Origin of the sequence: Paenibacillus sp. Soil724D2, from assembly GCF_001427935.1 — a bacterium.
Lineage (GTDB): Bacteria > Bacillota > Bacilli > Paenibacillales > NBRC-103111 > Paenibacillus_E.
The window spans coordinates 420,381-439,654 of the sequence record NZ_LMRY01000001.1 but is presented as its reverse complement, the minus strand read 5'-3'; the positions used below and the strand labels follow the sequence as shown (position 1 = coordinate 439,654).

Sequence of the window (19,274 nt, the reverse complement as noted above, 5' to 3'; positions counted from 1 at the left end):
TTTGAGCCAATGTGTATTCATAGAGCTTTTTGAGCGAACTGACTATAGTACAGATCTGCATAAAAGCCGTGCTGTTCCAACAGCTGTTCATGTGTTCCTTGTTCGATAACAGAGCCATGATTCATAACAAGAATGAGATCAGCATCACGAATGGTGGAAAGACGATGGGCAATGACGAAGCTTGTGCGACCCTCCATCAGGTTATTCATTGCCTTTTGGATGGAAACTTCCGTGCGTGTATCTACGCTGCTCGTTGCTTCATCAAGAATCAAAATGGTTGGATCCGCAAGTATGGCGCGAGCAATGGTCAGAAGCTGCTTTTGCCCATGTGAAAGATTGGATGCTTCTTCATTCAGTCTGGTATCGTAACCTTCCGGCAAGGTTCGAATGAAATGATCGGCATAGGCCGCGCGAGCCGCACTAACAATCTCGTCTTCTGTGGCACCATCACGTCCGTAAGCGATATTTTCGCGAATTGTTCCGTTGAACAGCCATGTATCTTGCAGAACCATACCGAACAGTCCGCGAAGATGACTGCGTGACATTTCGCGTGTGTCTACCTCATCAATGGAAATCGTTCCACCCTTTAATTCGTAGAAACGCATCAGTAGATTGACAATCGTAGTTTTACCCGCCCCTGTAGGGCCAACAATGGCAACCGTTTGTCCTGGCTCTACATGGATATTCATATCTTGAATTAATGAGGTATCCTCTTTGTAAGCAAAGGTAACCTGTTTAAATTGAACATGACCTTGGACATTCTTGGCTGTTTTTACATGGGTGATTTCTTGTACTTCCTCAGTCTCATCTAATAACTCGAAGATACGTTCCGCGGCGGCGATTGTGGATTGAATCACGTTGGCTATATTAGCCACTTGTGCGATGGGCATCCCAAATTGTCCTGAATACTGAATAAACGCAAGAATATCTCCGATTTTAATAGCCCCATTTGTTACCATGATGCCACCAATCACACTGACCAATACATAGCCGATATTCCCAATAAAGGACATAAGGGGGAATATCATCCCCGAGATAAACTGTGCACGCCAGCCTGAATGATACAAGCGTTCATTAATTACATTGAATTGCTCAACAGATTTCTGCTCACGGCCAAAAGCTTTGACTATGGTATGCCCCGTATACATTTCTTCCACGTGACCATTCAGTTCACCGAGTGTCTTCTGTTGTCCTTTAAAATACTTCTGAGACCGTGATGCAATCATCTTCGTTCCCAAAATGCTTAGCGGTAAGGTTACGATCGTGGCTAAAGTCAACAAAGGACTAATGGTTAGCATCATAATAATGATCCCGACTAGGGTCACAACTGAAGTAATCAACTGCGTCAAGCTTTGCTGCATGGTAGAACTAATCGTATCTACGTCGTTAGTAGCTCGGCTCATCGTGTCCCCATGACTGCGAGAGTCGAATAAGGAGAGAGGTACTCGGGTTAGCTTTTCACTAATATCTCTACGAAGATTAAATACTATTTTTTGTGTGACACCGACCATAATCCACTGCTGGATGAAGGTTAGTATGGCGCTAAGGATGTAGAGGGCTGCAAGAATAATGATGATTTGGAAAATGGCATCGAAGTCAATTTTGGCGCCGGCAACACCTTTGAACTTCGCGACAGAGCCTTCATACAATATGGTTGTTGCGTTACCCATGAGTTTGGGACTAATAATACTGAAGAGTGTGCTGAGAACAGCCGCGATAAAAACAAATAGGATAGATACACGGAAAGGACTCATATACCTGGACAACCGTCGTATAGTTCCCTTGAAATCCTTAGCCTTTTGGACCGGCATTCCCATGCCACCCATGCCGCCTCGGCCAAAGTGACCGGGATTTACCCCCGCTTGAGAAGGAGCTTTCTCTTTTGGTTTCACGCTCATGCAATTTCCTCCTCTGACAGCTGAGAAGCAACAATTTCTTGATACACAGCACATGTTTTCATCAGATCTGAATGGGTGCCGATCCCTGCAATTTGTCCTTCTTCCAGTACGATAATCCGGTTAGCGTCCATAATGGTACTGACACGTTGGGCGACAATGATCATCGTTGCATGCTCAGTTTCAGCTTTGAGAGCTGCCCGAAGCTTAGCATCTGTCTTGAAATCAAGGGCTGAGAAGCTATCATCAAATACATAGATATTCGGTTTACGAACAAGTGCACGAGCAATGGCAAGCCGCTGCTTCTGGCCACCGGATAAATTCGTTCCGCCTTGGGCGAGAACAGCTTGATAGCCTTCATTCATTTCAGCAATGAAATCGGCTGCTTGCGCAGTGGTTGCAGCATGCTGAATCTCCTCATCCGTTGCCATCTCACGTCCAAAACGAATGTTATCCGCAACTGTTCCTGAGAAAAGTGCCGCTTTTTGTGGGACATAACCGATTTGCTGTCTTAGACTTTCTAACTTCAAAGCGGGCAGAGGATGACCATCTAAGAGGATAGAGCCGGACTCTACATCGTAGAAGCGCAGCAGTAAATGAATGAGGGTCGTCTTTCCCGATCCTGTTCCTCCTATAATTGCTGTTACCTCACCAGGCTCAGCACGGAAGGATAGATCACGGATTGCTGGTTGTTCAGCCCCGGGATAACTAAAGGATACATGCTTAAATTCAACTGCAGCTTGATTGGTATCAAGAGATTTCGCCGTTTCAGCGCTATGTATGCTAGATTGATGGGCTAAAACTTCATTAATACGGACAGAAGAAGCTGATGCACGTGGAATCATCATGAAAATCATCGTCATCATGAACATAGAAAACATAATCTGCATGGCATATTGAATGAAGGCCATTAAGTCACCAATCTGCATTTGATTGGCATCAATACGAACTCCGCCGTACCAAAGAATGACGACAACTCCAAGATTAAATACAAGCATCATGATGGGCATCATCGTAGCCATGATCACATTTACTTTTACGGCTGTTTTCGTATAATCCAGGTTCGCTTTTTCGAATTTACGTTTTTCATGATCGGAACGGTTAAAGGCGCGAATGACGCGGATGCCGGTTAAATTTTCACGCAGCACGAGATTGATGCCATCGATTTTGAGCTGTAATGCTTTGAATAAGGGAAGTCCTTTACGCATGATTCCCACAATAGCTAGTGCAAGAATCGGGATGATGGAGATTAATACAATAGCGAGATGGGCGTCCTTATAAGTGGCCATGATGACTCCGCCGACTAGCATTGTAGGTGCGCCGATGAACATCCGCATCATGACAATCACTTGCTGAACTTGTGCGATGTCATTCGTGGTTCTGGTAATGAGGGAGGAAGTACCGAGTTTATCAAATTCGTGCAAGGAAAAGCTTTCTACATGGGTAAAAAGTGTTCGTCGTAAATCCCTGCCGAATCCTGTCGCCGTTCGTGCCAACAAGTAGCTTGCGATGATAACACAAACCATCGCGCCCATCGCTACTAAAAGCATGTAAGCGCCAAACCGGAGAATATAAGGAATATCTCCTTTCACAACCCCGACATCGACAATGTCAGCGAGCAGTGTGGGCAGGTACAACTGCGCCAGTGATTGCAAGAGCATCAAAGTAATAATCGCAACCACAGAAGCTTTGTACGGTTTCAGAAGCCGAAACAATTTGAACATAGGTTCCTCCTTAGCGTTTTTCCCTAGTAAAACGGGCATCTTAAGCCTTACTGAGTTTTCGTTAGAAAACAGGCGAAGCTCGTGTTTTTACCACATAAGAAAGTATAAGTTTTTGGTTTCCGAAAACCGCTTTCTTATTGATGATAAAGCCTCATATAGGGATCTTTGGTCGTAGACCAAAGTCTCTCCGCGTTAAACACGATCGCTCATCTATGAATGGCCTAGATAGAGGTTTTCTCATATGTAAATTATAACACATGGCTGAGCGCTAGCTCAAAGCAAGTTCTTGAAATAGATATTGACTTATCGTGTCGAAAGTGGGATAATTCTTTTAATTAAATATGTACCTTTAAAAACAGTCCAGAGAGACTGGCAAGGTAGTCGATGAGAAAAGACGGGATATACTGAGTCGCGGATTCAGTATATGACTAAGCTTGGGGATGTGCGCATCCTTATGCCCCGCTCTGTATCTTTATGCACTCGTAACTCCTTGCCAACAAATGGCAAGGAGTTTTTTGGTTTTGCAAAAGGAAAACCTGCGAATGCATACGATGCCAGTATTCCAAGGGAACTTAGCCAATGCTTACGATGTAAGTTTTCCTACGGAAAACTCAGTTAATGCTTACGATGTCAGTTTTGCTAAAGCAAAACTCTCAGGAGGCGAAAAAGATGAATGAAACGGCCGAACACACGATTATTGATGAAATGGGAATTCGTAGGGCGCTAACACGGATTGCGCATGAGATACTGGAAAAGAATAAAGGGGTAGAGAATTGTACCTTGATTGGGATTCGGACCCGCGGTATTTACTTGGCCAGTCGAGTAGCAGAGCGAATTCTTGAAATTGAAGGTGTGCCGATTCCTGTCGGTGAGATTGATATCACTTCTTATCGTGATGATCGCGTTAAGGTGAAATCAGTAGAAAATGTTCAGGAAGGCGGCAAGATCCAAATTCAAGACCGCAAAATCATCCTGTTCGATGATGTGCTTTACACGGGAAGAACAGTGAGGGCAGCCATGGATGCATTGATCGATCTGGGCAGACCACAAATGATTCAACTTGCCGTACTAGTGGACAGGGGGCATCGTGAATTGCCCATTCGCCCTGATTATGTAGGAAAGAACGTACCTACCTCCAAAAGTGAAAGTATTGAAGTGCTGCTTACGGAAATCGATGATAAAGACGGCGTCATGATACTTCAACAGAGGGGGAAACAGGAGTGAGCATAGTGAGTACACAAACCAAGCATTTTCTAGGATTGAAAGGCGTAAGCGTAGGGGAGATAACGAGCATACTCGATCGTGCTGCCTACTGGGAACAATCTTCTTCGAAAGTGACGAATCAATTTCAAGGCAAATTCGTTTCCAACTTGTTTTTTGAAAATAGTACAAGAACTCGGTTCTCCTTTGAACTGGCGCAAAAGCGGCTCGGAGCTGACGTACTGAATTTCTCCGCTGCTGAATCCAGTGTACAAAAAGGGGAGTCCATCTACGATACAGTCCGTACACTCGAGTCCATGGGCATTGATGCCGGTGTCATCCGATTAAAGCCGAATGGTGTCCTGCAAGAGCTGGCTGAGAAAATCAAAATTCCGCTCATTAACGCGGGGGACGGCAATAACGAGCATCCAACGCAGGCCCTGCTCGATTTCTACACAATGCGCAAACAGTTCGGCGCCATCAAAGGCTTGACGGTCTCCATTATCGGAGACATCTTGCACAGCCGCGTCGCTCGCTCCAACCTATGGGGACTCATCGCCTTGGGAGCAAAAGTTCAGTTCTGCGCACCGGAAAGCATGCAAGCACCGGAATTGGCTGAGTTCGCACCGTATGTGTCCTTCGAGGAAGCACTGAAAGCAGACGTAGTTATGATGCTGCGTGTGCAGCTTGAACGACACGACAAAGGAATCATCCGTTCAGCAGAGGAATATCGCGAGCAATACGGGTTAACAGCAGAGCGTGCAAGCCGCATGGCTCCTCACGCAATCATCATGCATCCTGCTCCGGTCAATCGAAATGTAGAGCTTGATGATGAGCTGGTAGAACACGAGAAATCCAAAATTTTCACACAAATTGCTCATGGTGTTCCGATTCGTATGGCGGTCATCGAACGAGCTTTATCATAAAACAGGGGGACAATATCACAATGGGTATCTGGATCTTAAACGGACTTACCGTCGATGTAAATAATGTACAAGCGAAGAAACACATTTTGGTAGAGAACGATAAAATTGCAAAGGTTATAGATGCAGTAGAAGGTTCGGCTCCACAAACCGAAGGCCATGAAGTCATTGATGCCTCAGGTAAACTGGTGACTCCAGGATTCATCGATATGCATGTCCACCTGAGAGAGCCTGGCTTTGAACATAAAGAAAATATCGCGACCGGAACACGTTCCGCTGCAAGAGGCGGCTTCACAACCATCGCTTGCATGCCCAACACAAGACCTGTGATCGATACTGTTGAGACGGTGAACTACATATTGGATAAAGCAGCGACGGAAGGTGTCGTCCGTGTTCTCCCATATGGCACGATTACGAAGAACGAGCTCGGCCGCGAGTTGACCGATTTCGCTGCGCTGAAAGAAGCGGGCGTCATCGGCTACACCGATGATGGCGTCGGCGTGCAAAGCGCGCAAATGATGAAAGATGCAATGGCCTTGGCTGCATCCATCGGTATGCCAATCATCGCGCATTGCGAGGATGACACGCTTGTGGTTGGCGCGCCGGTGAGCGAAGGCGCGTTCGCGAAGAAGCACGGACTGAAGGGAATCCCGAACGAGTCCGAGGCGATTCATGTGGGTCGCGACGTGCTGCTAGCTGAAGCGACGGGTGTTCACTACCACGTGTGCCACGTAAGCACCGAGCAGTCGGTTCGTCTGATCCGACATGCGAAGCAGTTCGGCATTAAAGTAACTGCCGAGGTATGTCCGCATCACCTCGTGCTCTCGGATGAAGACATTCCAGGGCTCGATGCCAACTGGAAGATGAACCCGCCGCTGCGCACACCGCGCGATGTGCAGGCTGTCATTGAAGGTTTGGAAGACGGAACGATAGACATTATCGTAACAGATCACGCGCCGCACACCGAAGAAGAGAAAGAGAAGGGCATGATGCTCGCTCCATTCGGCATACTCGGCTTCGAAACTGCGTTCTCTCTGCTGTACACGAAATTTGTGCTTACAGGTAAATGGTCATTAGGGTTCCTCGTAGATCGGATGACGAAAAAACCTGCCGACGTATTCGGTCTTCCATACGGAACATTGGAAGTAGGCAGCGCAGCTGATATCACAATCGTGGATTTGGAAACAGAGCGCGAAGTTCTCAAAGAAGAAATCGTTTCACGCAGCAAAAACACACCGTTCATCGGCTGGAAGCTGCAAGGCTGGCCAGTTGTTACAATCGCTTCCGGTAAAGTCGTTTGGTCATAAATTGTTCTTAAATCGTGTTTAAATCAAGCTAAAATCCGCAATAAGATCTGTACGTAGATCGATAAATCGTGTATATTTATACAGAATGATTGCTTTTTATGCAAGTCTTATGCAATAAAATGGAAGTTGTAGGCATGACATCTGCGGTTCGTGAGAATCGTTTGACAATAGCGAAGGAGTTGAAAGAACATGCAGGCAAGATTGTTGCTGGAAGACGGCACTCTTTTTACAGGAAAATCGTTCGGTAGTGAAGGTGAATCCGTCGGCGAGGTTGTATTTAATACAGGAATTACAGGTTATCAGGAGGTGCTTTCCGATCCTTCCTACTGCGGTCAAATCGTGACCATGACGTATCCTTTGGTGGGGAACTACGGTGTGATTCGGGATGATTTTGAATCCGTACGTCCTTTCATTCATGGCTTTGTCGTTCGTGAGCATGAAGAGATTCCTAGTAACTGGAGAGCGCAATATACGCTGGGTAGCCTGCTGAAAGAATACGGCATCGTTGGGATCAGCGGCATCGATACGCGCATGTTAACACGTAAAATCCGTCATCACGGCGTTATGAAAAGCCTTTTGACAACATCCAATAAATCCATTGCTGAGCTGACTGAGATCCTAAGAGGAACGCAACTTATGACGGATCAAGTCGCTCGTGTATCCACAAAAAGTGTATACGGCGCACCTGGACACAAAGAACGTATCGTTCTCGTAGACTTCGGAGCTAAAAGCGGAATCATCCGCGATCTAAGCAAACGTGACTGTGACGTTGTTGTTGTACCTCAAGATGCTACAGCTGAACAAATTCGTCGCCTTGCGCCAGACGGTGTACTGCTGTCTAACGGCCCTGGGGATCCGAAAGACGTACCTCACGCTGTCGAAATGATTAAAGGTTTACTCGGCGATATCCCGCTCTTCGGCATTTGCTTGGGTCATCAGCTGTTCGCACTGGCTTGCGGCGCTGACACTGATAAACTGAAGTTCGGTCACCGCGGCGGTAACCATCCGGTTAAAGATCTCGTATCTGGACGCTGTTACATTACATCGCAAAACCATGGTTACACAGTTAAGGAAGAGTCCGTACAAGGAACCGACCTTGAAGTGACGCACATCAACAATAATGATCGTACTATTGAAGGTTTGAAACATAAGAAATACCCTGCCTTCTCGGTTCAATATCACCCTGAGGCAGCACCGGGGCCATTTGATTCCAGCTACTTGTTCGATGATTTCGTCTCGCTGATTCGTCAGCACAAAATCGATAACCCACAGCAGCCGCGCCAAGCGCAAATGCTTGCACAGTGGAAAGCTTCCACGGCATCGACATCTGTGAAGGAGGAACTGCAATATGCCAAAAAATAATACACTCAAAAAGATTCTCGTTATCGGTTCCGGTCCTATCGTCATCGGTCAGGCAGCGGAATTTGACTATGCAGGTACGCAAGCTTGCCAAGCACTTAAAGAAGAAGGCATGGAAGTTATCCTGATCAACAGCAACCCTGCAACGATCATGACGGACACGAACATGGCAGATAAAGTATATATCGAACCGATTACTCTTGAGTTTGTAACGCAAATCATTCGTCAAGAACGTCCGGATGGATTGCTTCCAACACTAGGTGGTCAAACTGGTCTGAACATGGCTGTTGAACTAGCTCGTGCGGGTGTTCTAGAAAGCGAGAACGTGAAGCTTCTGGGAACACAGCTTACGGCGATTGAGAAAGCAGAGGATCGTGACCTTTTCAGAGACTTGATGAGAGAATTAGAGCAGCCTGTACCAGATAGCGTTATCGTAACGACGGTTGCTCAAGCGGTAGATTTTGCTAACGAAATCGGCTTTCCAATCATCATTCGACCTGCCTACACATTAGGCGGAACGGGCGGCGGTATCTGTAACACGATGGAAGAGTTGACGGAAATCGTTGCTTCCGGAATTCGTTACAGCCCAATCGGTCAATGTCTAGTAGAGCGCAGTATTGCGGGAATGAAAGAAGTCGAGTATGAAGTCATGCGTGACGCGAATGATAACTGCATCGTGGTATGTAACATGGAGAATTTTGATCCAGTAGGTGTACATACCGGTGATAGTATCGTTGTAGCACCAAGCCAAACTTTGTCGGACCGCGAGTATCAAATGCTGCGTTCGGCTTCGCTGAAAATCATTCGCGCCTTGAACATCGAAGGTGGTTGTAACGTACAGTACGCGCTTGATCCGCACAGCTTCCAATACTACGTAATCGAAGTTAACCCGCGTGTAAGCCGTTCCTCAGCGCTTGCATCCAAAGCAACAGGCTATCCGATTGCGAAGATGGCTGCTAAAATTGCGATTGGCTACACGCTCGATGAGCTAGTCAATCCAGTAACAGGCCAAACTTATGCTTGCTTCGAGCCAGCTTTGGATTACATCGTTTCCAAAATTCCACGTTGGCCGTTCGATAAATTTACAGCGGCAAACCGTAAGCTGGGTACGCAAATGAAAGCGACTGGCGAAGTTATGGCGATTGGCCGTACATTCGAAGAGTCCATTCATAAAGCAGTTCGTTCCCTAGAGATTGGCGTACACCGTTTGTTCCTAAAAGAGACGGATCTTATCGATCAAGAAACACTCGAGTACCGCCTGCAAAAACCTGACGATGAGCGCCTGTTCTTACTCGCAGAAGCGTATCGCAGAGGTTACACCGTGGAACAATTGCAGAATTTGACGAAGATTGACTGGTGGTTCTTGAACAAACTGGACGGTCTGATTAAATACGAGAAAGAGATTGCAGCTAGCGAACTTACAAACGAGCTGCTATTCGAAACGAAGCGCAAAGGCTTTACAGACCGTGCGATTGCTGAGATTCGTACTCTGGCTGGTTGTTCGACATTCACCAAAGAAGCTGAAATCAGAACGCACCGTTTGAAGCAAAATATCAAGCCGGTTTACAAAATGGTAGATACTTGCGCAGCAGAATTCGAAGCTTCAACGCCATACTACTATTCAACTTATGAGCAAGAAGATGAAGTTACGGAAACAACAAAAGAAAAAGTGGTCGTATTGGGCTCCGGTCCGATTCGTATCGGTCAAGGGATTGAGTTCGATTACTCCACGGTTCATGCGGTTTGGGCGATCCAGGCGGCAGGTTACGAAGCGGTTATCATCAACAACAACCCAGAGACCGTATCAACAGACTTCAATACGTCCGATCGCTTGTACTTCGAGCCTCTGTTCTTCGAAGATGTGATGAACGTGATCGAACGCGAAAACCCAATCGGGGTTATCGTTCAATTCGGTGGTCAAACAGCGATTAACTTGGCTGCACCTTTACACAAAGCGGGCGTACGCATTCTCGGTTCCGATCTGGAAAGTATCGATACAGCGGAAGATCGCAAGAAATTCGAAGCTTTACTTAGCAAGCTCTCGATTGCTCAACCACCAGGCGGCACCGTTACATCGGTTGACCAAGCTGTGGGTACAGCAGCGAAATTCGGGTATCCGGTTATCGTTCGCCCGTCCTACGTCCTAGGTGGACGCGCAATGGAAATCGTCTACTCCGATGAAGAATTGCTGAGCTACATGGAATATGCCGTGAAAATCAACCCTGAGCATCCGGTCCTGATCGACCGCTACATGCTTGGTAAAGAGGTAGAGGTTGATGCCATCTGCGACAGAGAAACGGTTCTAATCCCAGGAATTATGGAACATGTTGAACGCGCAGGGGTTCACTCTGGTGACTCTATCGCGGTTTATCCGCCGCAATCCATCTCAGATGAGATTAAACAACAAATTATCGACATTACGACGAAAATCGGCCTTGAGCTGAACGTAGTTGGTCTGGTCAACATCCAGTTCGTTATTCATAACGATCAAGTATATGTGATCGAGGTCAACCCGCGTTCTTCCAGAACCGTGCCTTTCTTGAGCAAAGTAACGAACATCCCGATGGCCAACGTGGCTACACGCGTCATTATGGGACAAAAACTGGCTGATATGGGCTACCAAGGCGGCTTATGGCCGGAAGACAAGTACGTGTCAGTTAAAGTGCCAGTGTTCTCCTTCGCGAAGCTGCGCCGTGTAGATACGACGCTCGGACCTGAGATGAAATCGACGGGCGAGGTAATGGGGCGCGATATCAATTTTGCCAAAGCTCTCTATAAAGGCTTAATTGGAGCGGGGATGAAAATTCCTGCAGCAGGATCTGTCGTAGTAACGGTTGCTGACAAAGATAAAGAAGAAGCGATTGAAATCTTAAAGGGCTTCTATCGACTTGGATATAAAATCATTGCAACAGGCGGAACGGCAGCAGCGATCGAACAAGCTGGTCTTCCGGTAACGACTGTGAATAAGCTGAGCGAGGGTTCACCTAACATTCTGGATCTTATCCGCAGCGGTGAAGCACAATTCGTCGTGAACACACTGACCAAAGGTAAAGAGCCAGAGCGTGACGGCTTCCGCATTCGTCGTGAAGCAGTAGAGAACGGTGTGGTTTGTATGACATCACTTGATACAGTAAGAGCGCTTGTTAATATGCTTGAAGCGATCAACTTCTCCTCACGTGCAATGCCAATTCATGTCTAAGACTATGCTTACGAAGTCAGTTTTGCTAAAGCAAAACTCTAAGGAGAGTGACGAACTTGAGTACACTAACTCGTACAGATGTTACTGGACGCATTATGGTCGCTTTGGATTATGCGAACGCAGAAGGTGCTGAAGGGCTGCTAAAGCAGCTCGAAGGCATCCCTTGCTACGTGAAGGTAGGCATGCAGCTGTTCTATGCTGCGGGTCCTGGCTTCGTCGCGAGTCTGAAGGATCGCGGCTACAAGGTGTTCCTCGATGTGAAGATGCACGACATTCCGAACACGGTCAAAGGCGGCGCGGAAAGCGTGACGCGCCTTGGGGTGGACGTGTTCAATGTCCATGCTGCCGGAGGCAAGCAAATGATGGAAGCCGCCTTGGAGGGTGTTGACAAGGGGCTAGCTGTAGGTGGTTCGCGCCCGATCGTTATTGGCGTGACGCAATTAACCAGCACAAGTAGGCAGGTGCTGAACGACGAGATCGGCCTGACCGGTACGGTTGAGCAGGCCGTCATTCGTTATGCCCGCTTGGCGCATGCTGCGGGGCTTCAGGGGGTCGTCGCGTCACCGCTTGAGGTGACCGCGATTAAGGCAGCATGCGGTGACGGGTTCGTCACCGTGACGCCAGGCATTCGCCCTGCGGGAGCCGACGTGGGCGACCAATCGCGCATCATGACACCAGCTGAGGCGTTCGCGCAGGGGACGGATTATGTCGTGATCGGCCGACCGATCACAGGCGCAGCGGATCCAAGAGCAGCAATTGAAGCGATTATCGATTCAATCGTTTAGCATGCTTGGTCTAACAACGGAAGGAACGGTGGTAGGAATATGAGTCAACTCGAAACAATCGCGCAGCATATTGCAGCATCATTATTAGATATAGAAGCGGTGGCACTTCGACCGCAGCAGCCTTTTACATGGACTTCTGGCCTGAAGTCGCCAATCTATTGTGACAATCGTCTGACGATGTCACACCCAGCTATACGCGAAGCGATCGCCGACGGCTTCGCAGCTTTGATTCAAGAGAAATTCCCGGATGCTGAGGTTGTTGCTGGTACGGCAACAGCCGGCATTCCTCATGCCGCTTGGGTTGCTCAGAAGCTAGGTCTCCCGATGATCTACATTCGTGATAAAGCCAAAGGACATGGCAAGGAAAACTTGATTGAAGGTACTGTGAAACCAGGTCAAAAGGTGATCGTGATTGAGGATCTGATCTCTACGGGTGGCAGTTCTTTGAAAGCAGCTATTGCTGTCAAAGAAGCTGGCGCTGTAGCGTTGGGTGTGCTCGCGATTTTCTCCTATCAGCTAGATAAAGCTACCGATGCATTCCAAGCTGCTGATATGCCACTGTACACACTTTCCAACTACTCTACACTGCTTGAAGTGGCTCTGGAGAAGGGGAAAATCAAACAAGAGGACATGGAATTGCTTCGTTCTTGGAGATTGAATCCTGCTGCGTTTGGTGTGTAGGTCTGTATTTGCTCAATTGCGAGGATTGACGAATTATGTAAGTATATCCTATACTGGATAAGTGATAGGTACTGCCTAACATCTGCGAAATGGCAAATGACGCGAAAGCGACAGACGCAAAGCTATAGGGGCTACTCGGTTACACCGTATGCTTGCCAGCTACCGAACGATGAGAGGAGGAGTGCTCGTGAATATCAATAGTGTTCTAACTGCGATTAGTGGTGGAGATGCTTTGAAGCAAGCCGTTGGCCTTCAGCTTTTAAGCAAAGTAAGTGATATGCAAGCAGCTTCATCTAGTACTTTAGTACAGGATTTTGCTAAATCCCAACAGCTGGTTACCGCTTCAGCGACACCGCATTTGGGTGGCAATCTCGATATCCGCATATAAGTTCATAACAGAAGAAGCTCTACCTTTACGAAAAGGAGAGCTTCTTTTTTCATTATTTAATTAATATGTTTTGGGTGATGTTTTTTTCTCTTCTGTGGGAGAACTTACAGTGTAGAGCGACGGGCCTAAATTAAAGTAACTTAGCATGTGAGAACTCTGATGGCTATGTTATAGAAAAGAGATCGTCAATTTATTCGACCAATCTTACTCTACATTGAGGTCCGGATAAATTGTCATATATCCTGGATTGAGGTTGCTGGATGAATGAAGGCTTATTCGTTGTTGAAAGATGTTGCAGAGAGTGCAACAATTGCTGCCTAAATCCATCTAATCTCCCTTAGATGTTGCATAACGTACAACAATTTGGTCCTATTAAGGCAGTTTCGTAACAAATGGGTTCGAAATGAGGTACAACTATAATTTTGCCAAATAGCCTTTAGGCGTGTAACCAGTATAGCCCATCTAACTTCACAAAGCTGCTGATCGACTCTAAAGGACGAAGTATCCGTTTTTCTTTCTGGAGGAGGTTAACCTTCTGTCAGTTGTCGAATGAATGTTTGCAAAGGCTGGGACATCCACTTTTTGGGGTGCAGCAGCAGTTGAAGGTCCAATTTCAAGTCTGAATGTGAAAAAGGAAGATGGGCAAGTTTTCCTTGTTCCAGTTCGTTCTGTACAGCAATTTGGGGCAGCAGGGCAATACCGAGCCCATTCATGACGCAGTGTTTTATGGTTTCTAAATTACCGAGTTCAAATCCAATTTGAAGCGGGACAGCATGATCTTTTAGTAACTTTTCAAACATACCTCGATAGATGCAGCCCTCTTCTGTAACGATAAATTCGGCTTGCTGAAAATCAGTTAGCTGTATTTGTGTTCGTTTCGTTAGCGGATGCTCAAGCGGTGCCACCAAAACTAAAGGTTCTTCCCTGACCTTTGTACAAGCAAGTGTGGTATCTGCAGGATAACGATCTAGTAGGAGTCCAATGTCATAGTCCCCATCTCTTACTTTGGTAATAAGGGAAGCTTCACTATCAGGGAAGAGCTGGATATTCAGTCCAGGAAATTGTTGTTTCAGCACATGTAAATAGGGTGGTAAATAGTAAGCAGCGAGTGAGTTAATCGTACCTATCGTCAGTGTTCCACTGACTTCGCTTGTTATCATTTCTTTGGATTGATCATAGAGGTCAAGCATTTGCAAGACTAGCTTTAGCAAGCTTTCACCGGGTGCAGTTAACCGAAGCTGACGCCCGTATCTTTCGAAAAGAGGGACCCCATATTCTCGTTCCAACTTTTGTATTTGCATCGTAATACTCGATTGCGCATAGCCCAATTCTTCAGCAGCTCGTGTAAAACTCTTTCTCCGTGCAACCTCCCGAAAGGTTCGGAAATAGGTTAAATCCATGGGAACCCCTCGCTTTATTATTAAAATTTTTGATGAGTCTTATCATTTATTATAGCTAACTGTGATCCAATGATCCATGCTAAAGTGAATATACAAATGAATGAGGACTGGGAGATGATTGGAATGTTAAGAGAGAAAGACTTACATGGGATCTATGTTCCCATTATTACGCCGTTTGATGAGGAACACGAGGTGGATGCATCCTCTTTTTATAATCTTGCTTATAATTTATTTCAAGATGAGGTAGACGGACTGGTCGTCAATGGGACAACAGGGGAATCGCCGACGATTACGAATGAGGAGATGTCGATCTTATTCGATACGGCACAAGCAGCTCGCGAGGCTGCGCAAGTAGACGCTTCACTCATACTTGGTACAGGAACGAATGATACGTTGTCCACGGTGAAAAAGACGGAGGCTGCTGGGAAATTAGGGGCTGACGCCGTTTTAGTCGTCGTGCCTTACTACAATAGGCCGAGTCAGCAAGGGATCATTGAACATTTTCGCCGGGCAGCCAGCGTTGGTGTGCCTGTCATTTTATATGAAATACCGCATCGCACAGGAGTGACGTTGGAACTTGATACCGTGCGTACGATACTTGAACTCGATGGTGTCATAGGTATGAAAGACTGTACGCCTAACACCCGATTGGTGTCTGAGCTTACTCGTTTAGGCTCCAAGCCCGTCTTGTGTGGGGAGGATTCACTGCTTTTTGAGGCACTTAGCTCCGGTGCTAAAGGGGTTATGAGCGCGTCAGCGAACGTAATGACTGAGCGGTTTGTATCGTTTTATCAGCATTTTGAAGCGGGACAACACGAGATGAGCAAAAAGCTATTCGATGAGTTGCTGCCACTCATTCGATTACTTTTCGAAGAGCCAAATCCAGCACCTCTCAAATGGCTGCTTGAGCAGCAAGGTATCATTGAATCCGGAACACTTCGGTTGCCGCTGCTTTCTGTGACAGAAGGCTTGCAGAAGAAGTTAGCTGCTTATTTACAAAAATGAGAGGAAGAGAGTTATGAATCGTAATAGGGTATTTACAGGTTCACCTTGGGAACCGGTTGTAGGCTATTGTCGGGCGATTCGGGTGGGGGACCGGATCGAAGTTGCTGGCACAACAGCAATGAGGGATGGAGAGGTAGTTGGCATCGGTAATCCGTATGAACAAACGCGGTTCGTCCTCCAGACGATTGAGCAGGCGCTGCAAGAACTCGGTGGGCAAATGTCAGATGTGATTCGAACACGTATGTATGTGACGGATATTTCGCTATGGCAGGAGTTCGGCAGGGCACATGGGGAGTTTTTCCGTGACGTGCAGCCCGTGGCAACGATGGTTGAAGTGAAGGCTTTAATTGATCCTTTGTTGTTGATAGAGATTGAGGTTGAAGCTCAGATGGTAGACGAATTGAGTGGCTTGTAGTAAGGCTTATTAGTACAAATAAGCGCGGAAAACGCGCTTTACCTGGAGCGCTCGAACAAATAAGGGGTAAGCTTTGCTTACCCCTTACCCAAAACATATAAATTCTATTAAAAAAAGCGCTTGTCCCCTTAGAAGGCGATTTGAAATCGCGGGCATAAGGGGAAAGCGCTCTTTGTTTATTTTTTATCCTACACGTTTACCAAGAATGATGAGGTCGCGTTCGATTCCGTCAAGTTCAGCAACGCCGGGCAGATGGGCCCAATTGGCGAAGCCGAATTTACGGAAAAGGTGGAGGCTGGGATCATTATGACCGAAAATGAAGCCGAGCAGTGTCTTCAGTCCCAGCTTTGGACTAGCCTCTATTGCGTGCTCCATCAGGTAACGACCAATGCCTTGGCCGCGAAAAGCTTCATCGACATAAATGCTGACTTCTGCTGTTGCGTTATAGGCGGGGCGGCCATAAAAGGACTGAAAGCTGAGCCATCCACAAATACCGCTGCCGTTTTCCAATACCCATAAAGGGCGGAAATCCGCTGAGTGCTCATGAAACCAGCCTTCGCGACTCGCAGTGGTCACGGGTTCTGTATCAGCCGTAACCATGCGTCCTTCAATGGTAGAATTATAAATTCGTACAATTTCTGCTAAGTCTTCCAAGCTGGCATTGCGGATCGTTAGGTGATTCGTACTCATGTTAAGGATCTTTCCTTTCAGTGTTTATTTACTCATTGCGGCTAGTTTCAGCCAGAAACGGCTGATGGTCTCTGTACCTTTATCCCAATTGACCAAATGGAAATGCTCATTCGGTGCGTGCAGGTTTTCACCTGGCAAACCAAAGCCAAGCAGCACTACGGGGGCGTCTAATACACGTCCCAACACTTCAACAATAGGGATTGAACCTCCGCTTCGAGTATATACAGGCCAAACGCCATAGGTATCCTCATAAGCTTCCGCAGCTGCTACCATAACTGGCTCGTCAATTGGCGTGATAAAAGGATTTCCGCGCAGCTGGCGGTCTAGGGTTACTTTTACACCAGGCATCGAGATGGCGCGGATATGATTTTCAACCGCATCCATGATTTCCTCGGGTACTTGTGCGGCAACGAGACGGCAAGCTATTTTCGCGCTAGCACGATTAGGAATGATTGGTTTAATGCCTTCACCCTGAAAGCCGCCGCTCACGGACGTGATTTCCAAGGTTGGTCTAGAAGTCGTTTGTTCGTAGAACGAAAACCCTTTTTCCCCATATAGTGTTTCAACATGTAAGTCCGATCGAACCTTGTTCGCGTCGGGTTCTACTTGTTTAAAGGCTTCGCGTTCTTTGTCTGAGAGCTCAATGACGCGATCATAGAAGCCTTCTACGGCTACTCGACCATTTTCATCATGGAAGGAACTCAGCACCTTCGATAAAGCGTGAATCGGATTTTGAACAGCGCCGCCGAACAGGCCCGAATGAAGGTCACTATTTGCGCCATCGACCGTAATTTCAAACCCTGCTAGCCCGCGAAGACCATACATAAGTGCAGGTTTTCCTGGTCCTTGCATTTGTGTATCGGAAAGAACAATGGTATCGGCTTGTAATTTATCTTTATACTTTTCAACGAAGGCAGGAAGATGCTTACTCGCAATCTCTTCTTCACCCTCAATACAAAACTTCACATTAACAGGCAGACTGCCGTGCGTTCGTAAAAAAGCTTCAATCACTTTGGCATAAAGCAGCAATTGCCCTTTATCATCGGTGCTGCCGCGGCCAAATAGCTTGCCATCTTGTATCACAGGCTCAAATGGAGGTGTGTTCCACAGCTCTAGCGGCTCAGCCGGTTGAACATCATAATGTCCATAGACAAGCGCAGTTGGCTTACCCGGAGCATGCAACCAGTCTGCATAGACAACGGGATGTCCCCCAGTAGACATAATTTCAATGTTCTCAAGACCGGCTTTTTTCAAAGATTTAGCCGTCCATTCTGCACAACGAATCATGTCTGGTTGATGCTCGGCGACAGCACTTATACTCGGAATCCGCAAAAACTGCATTAATTCCTCTATGTGTTGATCCCTTTGCTCATTCAAATAAGTTTTGATCGTTTCAATCATGTTTGTTTTCTCCTTCTTTATAAGCCATTTAGATTGTTGCTTCTTTTAAGTTCCCCAAATGCAAGTAAATTCCTGCAAATAAGTTCTGGATTATGTGATTCGTAATCGAACCTTTCTTGAACAGTGTTAGGTGAATCATAGAAAAATGTCGAAAAATGTAATTTCATATTGCTATCGAGTCATTACTCTACTAGAATAAAGTATTGAGCATCTATTACATAAATTGCTAGGGGGACTTTACGTTGAATGATTTTGAATCGGTTGTAAAATCTAGAAGATCTGCAAGCAAATTCACGCAAGGGATCGATATTTCACAAAAAGAATTAGAGCAAATTTTTGCCCTGGTTAAATTTGCACCATCCGCTTATAACTTACAGCATGCTAATTATGTTGTTGTCACAGACCCTTTGGTGAAACAGAAGGTGTATGATGCCTCTTATAAACAGTACAAAATTCTAAGCTCGTCTGCAGTTATTGTAGTTCTTGGCGATTTGGAAGCCTATAAGGATTCTGCAAGAATAAATGAAGGACTTTTCCATTTAGGATTCTTTAGTAAACAAGAGTTAGATGCCGAAGTGCAGCAAGTGACAAATTTCTATGAAGAACGGGGAGAGCCGTTCAAGCGAGATGAGGCGATCCGGAATGCAAGTCTATCGGCCATGTTATTTATGCTTACTGCGAAAGATCAAGGCTGGGATACTTGTCCAATGATCGGTTTTGAAGCAGACAAGCTCATTGAGGCTCTTCAAATAGATGAACGCTATGTTCCAGCTATGTTAATTACGATAGGGAAAGAAGATACGTCAAGCCAGCGGCCGCGCGGTTATCGTAAACCGATTGGCGAGTTTGTGAAATATATTTAAAAAATAAAGACCGTTAATCGCTATGAAGGTGGCGATTAA

17 protein-coding genes and 1 riboswitch are annotated in these 19,274 nt (G+C 46.4%); of the genes, 12 read left to right on the top strand and 5 right to left on the bottom strand.

What is annotated here, in order from left to right; genetic code table 11:
- Positions 1–17: 17 nt before the first annotated feature.
- Both ASG85_RS02130 and ASG85_RS02125 read right to left on the bottom strand, forming a co-directional pair.
- Positions 18–1,898, bottom strand: a complete 1,881-nt coding sequence (locus ASG85_RS02130; RefSeq protein WP_057303030.1) for an ABC transporter ATP-binding protein — start codon at positions 1,896–1,898, stop codon at positions 18–20.
- Entirely contained in the window at positions 1,895–3,619 is a 1,725-nt protein-coding gene (locus ASG85_RS02125) for an ABC transporter ATP-binding protein (protein WP_060645243.1), read from the bottom strand. The genes ASG85_RS02130 and ASG85_RS02125 overlap by 4 nt, the downstream gene beginning before the upstream one ends.
- A 521-nt stretch (positions 3,620–4,140) precedes the next feature.
- Here ASG85_RS02125 and ASG85_RS37545 point away from each other — a divergent pair.
- The 9 genes from ASG85_RS37545 (at position 4,141) to ASG85_RS36745 (ending at position 13,461) form a co-directional block, all read left to right on the top strand.
- Complete coding sequence (locus ASG85_RS37545) at positions 4,141–4,296, top strand: hypothetical protein (protein WP_156396376.1); 156 nt, start codon at positions 4,141–4,143, stop codon at positions 4,294–4,296.
- Positions 4,289–4,843, top strand: a complete 555-nt coding sequence (gene pyrR, locus ASG85_RS02120) for a bifunctional pyr operon transcriptional regulator/uracil phosphoribosyltransferase PyrR (RefSeq protein ID WP_060645242.1) — start codon at positions 4,289–4,291, stop codon at positions 4,841–4,843. The genes ASG85_RS37545 and pyrR overlap by 8 nt, the downstream gene beginning before the upstream one ends.
- The gene (locus tag ASG85_RS02115; RefSeq protein ID WP_060645241.1) at positions 4,840–5,745 is read left to right on the top strand and encodes an aspartate carbamoyltransferase catalytic subunit; all 906 of its coding nucleotides are present in this window, start codon (positions 4,840–4,842) and stop codon (positions 5,743–5,745) included. Before pyrR ends, ASG85_RS02115 begins: the two co-directional genes overlap by 4 nt.
- Positions 5,746–5,765: 20 nt before the next feature.
- Positions 5,766–7,049 carry a dihydroorotase gene (locus ASG85_RS02110; RefSeq protein WP_057303026.1) on the top strand — a complete coding sequence of 428 codons (1,284 nt, stop codon included), beginning with the start codon at positions 5,766–5,768 and terminating at the stop codon, positions 7,047–7,049.
- 189 nt (positions 7,050–7,238) lie between these two features.
- Positions 7,239–8,411, top strand: a complete 1,173-nt coding sequence (carA, locus tag ASG85_RS02105) for a glutamine-hydrolyzing carbamoyl-phosphate synthase small subunit (RefSeq protein ID WP_057303025.1) — start codon at positions 7,239–7,241, stop codon at positions 8,409–8,411.
- Entirely contained in the window at positions 8,398–11,607 is a 3,210-nt protein-coding gene (gene carB / locus ASG85_RS02100; protein WP_060645240.1) for a carbamoyl-phosphate synthase large subunit, read from the top strand. Before carA ends, carB begins: the two co-directional genes overlap by 14 nt.
- A gap of 95 nt (positions 11,608–11,702) precedes the next feature.
- Positions 11,703–12,392 (top strand): orotidine-5'-phosphate decarboxylase, encoded by a 690-nt coding sequence (gene pyrF, locus ASG85_RS02095; protein ID WP_060645417.1) that lies wholly within the window; start codon positions 11,703–11,705, stop codon positions 12,390–12,392.
- 39 nt (positions 12,393–12,431) lie between these two features.
- Entirely contained in the window at positions 12,432–13,073 is a 642-nt protein-coding gene (pyrE, locus tag ASG85_RS02090; RefSeq protein WP_060645239.1) for an orotate phosphoribosyltransferase, read from the top strand.
- An 81-nt stretch (positions 13,074–13,154) separates the two neighbouring features.
- Positions 13,155–13,240: riboswitch (cyclic di-GMP riboswitch) on the top strand.
- 20 nt (positions 13,241–13,260) lie between these two features.
- Positions 13,261–13,461, top strand: coding sequence for a putative motility protein (locus ASG85_RS36745; RefSeq protein WP_057303022.1), 201 nt, complete (start codon positions 13,261–13,263; stop codon positions 13,459–13,461).
- A 527-nt stretch (positions 13,462–13,988) separates the two neighbouring features.
- Here the strand turns inward: ASG85_RS36745 and ASG85_RS02085 are convergent.
- The gene (locus ASG85_RS02085; RefSeq protein WP_057303021.1) at positions 13,989–14,861 is read right to left on the bottom strand and encodes a LysR family transcriptional regulator; all 873 of its coding nucleotides are present in this window, start codon (positions 14,859–14,861) and stop codon (positions 13,989–13,991) included.
- A gap of 123 nt (positions 14,862–14,984) precedes the next feature.
- Between ASG85_RS02085 and dapA the strand changes: the two genes are divergently transcribed.
- Both dapA and ASG85_RS02075 read left to right on the top strand, forming a co-directional pair.
- Entirely contained in the window at positions 14,985–15,866 is an 882-nt protein-coding gene (gene dapA, locus ASG85_RS02080; protein ID WP_057303229.1) for a 4-hydroxy-tetrahydrodipicolinate synthase, read from the top strand.
- Between the two features lie 13 nt (positions 15,867–15,879).
- Positions 15,880–16,281, top strand: coding sequence for a RidA family protein (locus ASG85_RS02075; RefSeq protein ID WP_057303020.1), 402 nt, complete (start codon positions 15,880–15,882; stop codon positions 16,279–16,281).
- Positions 16,282–16,464: 183 nt separating this feature from the next.
- Here ASG85_RS02075 and ASG85_RS02070 read toward each other — a convergent pair whose 3' ends face one another.
- Positions 16,465–16,971, bottom strand: coding sequence for a GNAT family N-acetyltransferase (locus ASG85_RS02070; RefSeq protein WP_057303019.1), 507 nt, complete (start codon positions 16,969–16,971; stop codon positions 16,465–16,467).
- 24 nt (positions 16,972–16,995) lie between these two features.
- Entirely contained in the window at positions 16,996–18,372 is a 1,377-nt protein-coding gene (locus ASG85_RS02065) for a dipeptidase (RefSeq protein ID WP_057303018.1), read from the bottom strand.
- A 242-nt stretch (positions 18,373–18,614) separates the two neighbouring features.
- Here ASG85_RS02065 and ASG85_RS02060 point away from each other — a divergent pair, with 242 nt between their 5' ends.
- Positions 18,615–19,235 (top strand): nitroreductase family protein, encoded by a 621-nt coding sequence (locus ASG85_RS02060; RefSeq protein ID WP_060645238.1) that lies wholly within the window; start codon positions 18,615–18,617, stop codon positions 19,233–19,235.
- The last annotated feature ends 39 nt before the right edge of the window (positions 19,236–19,274 follow it).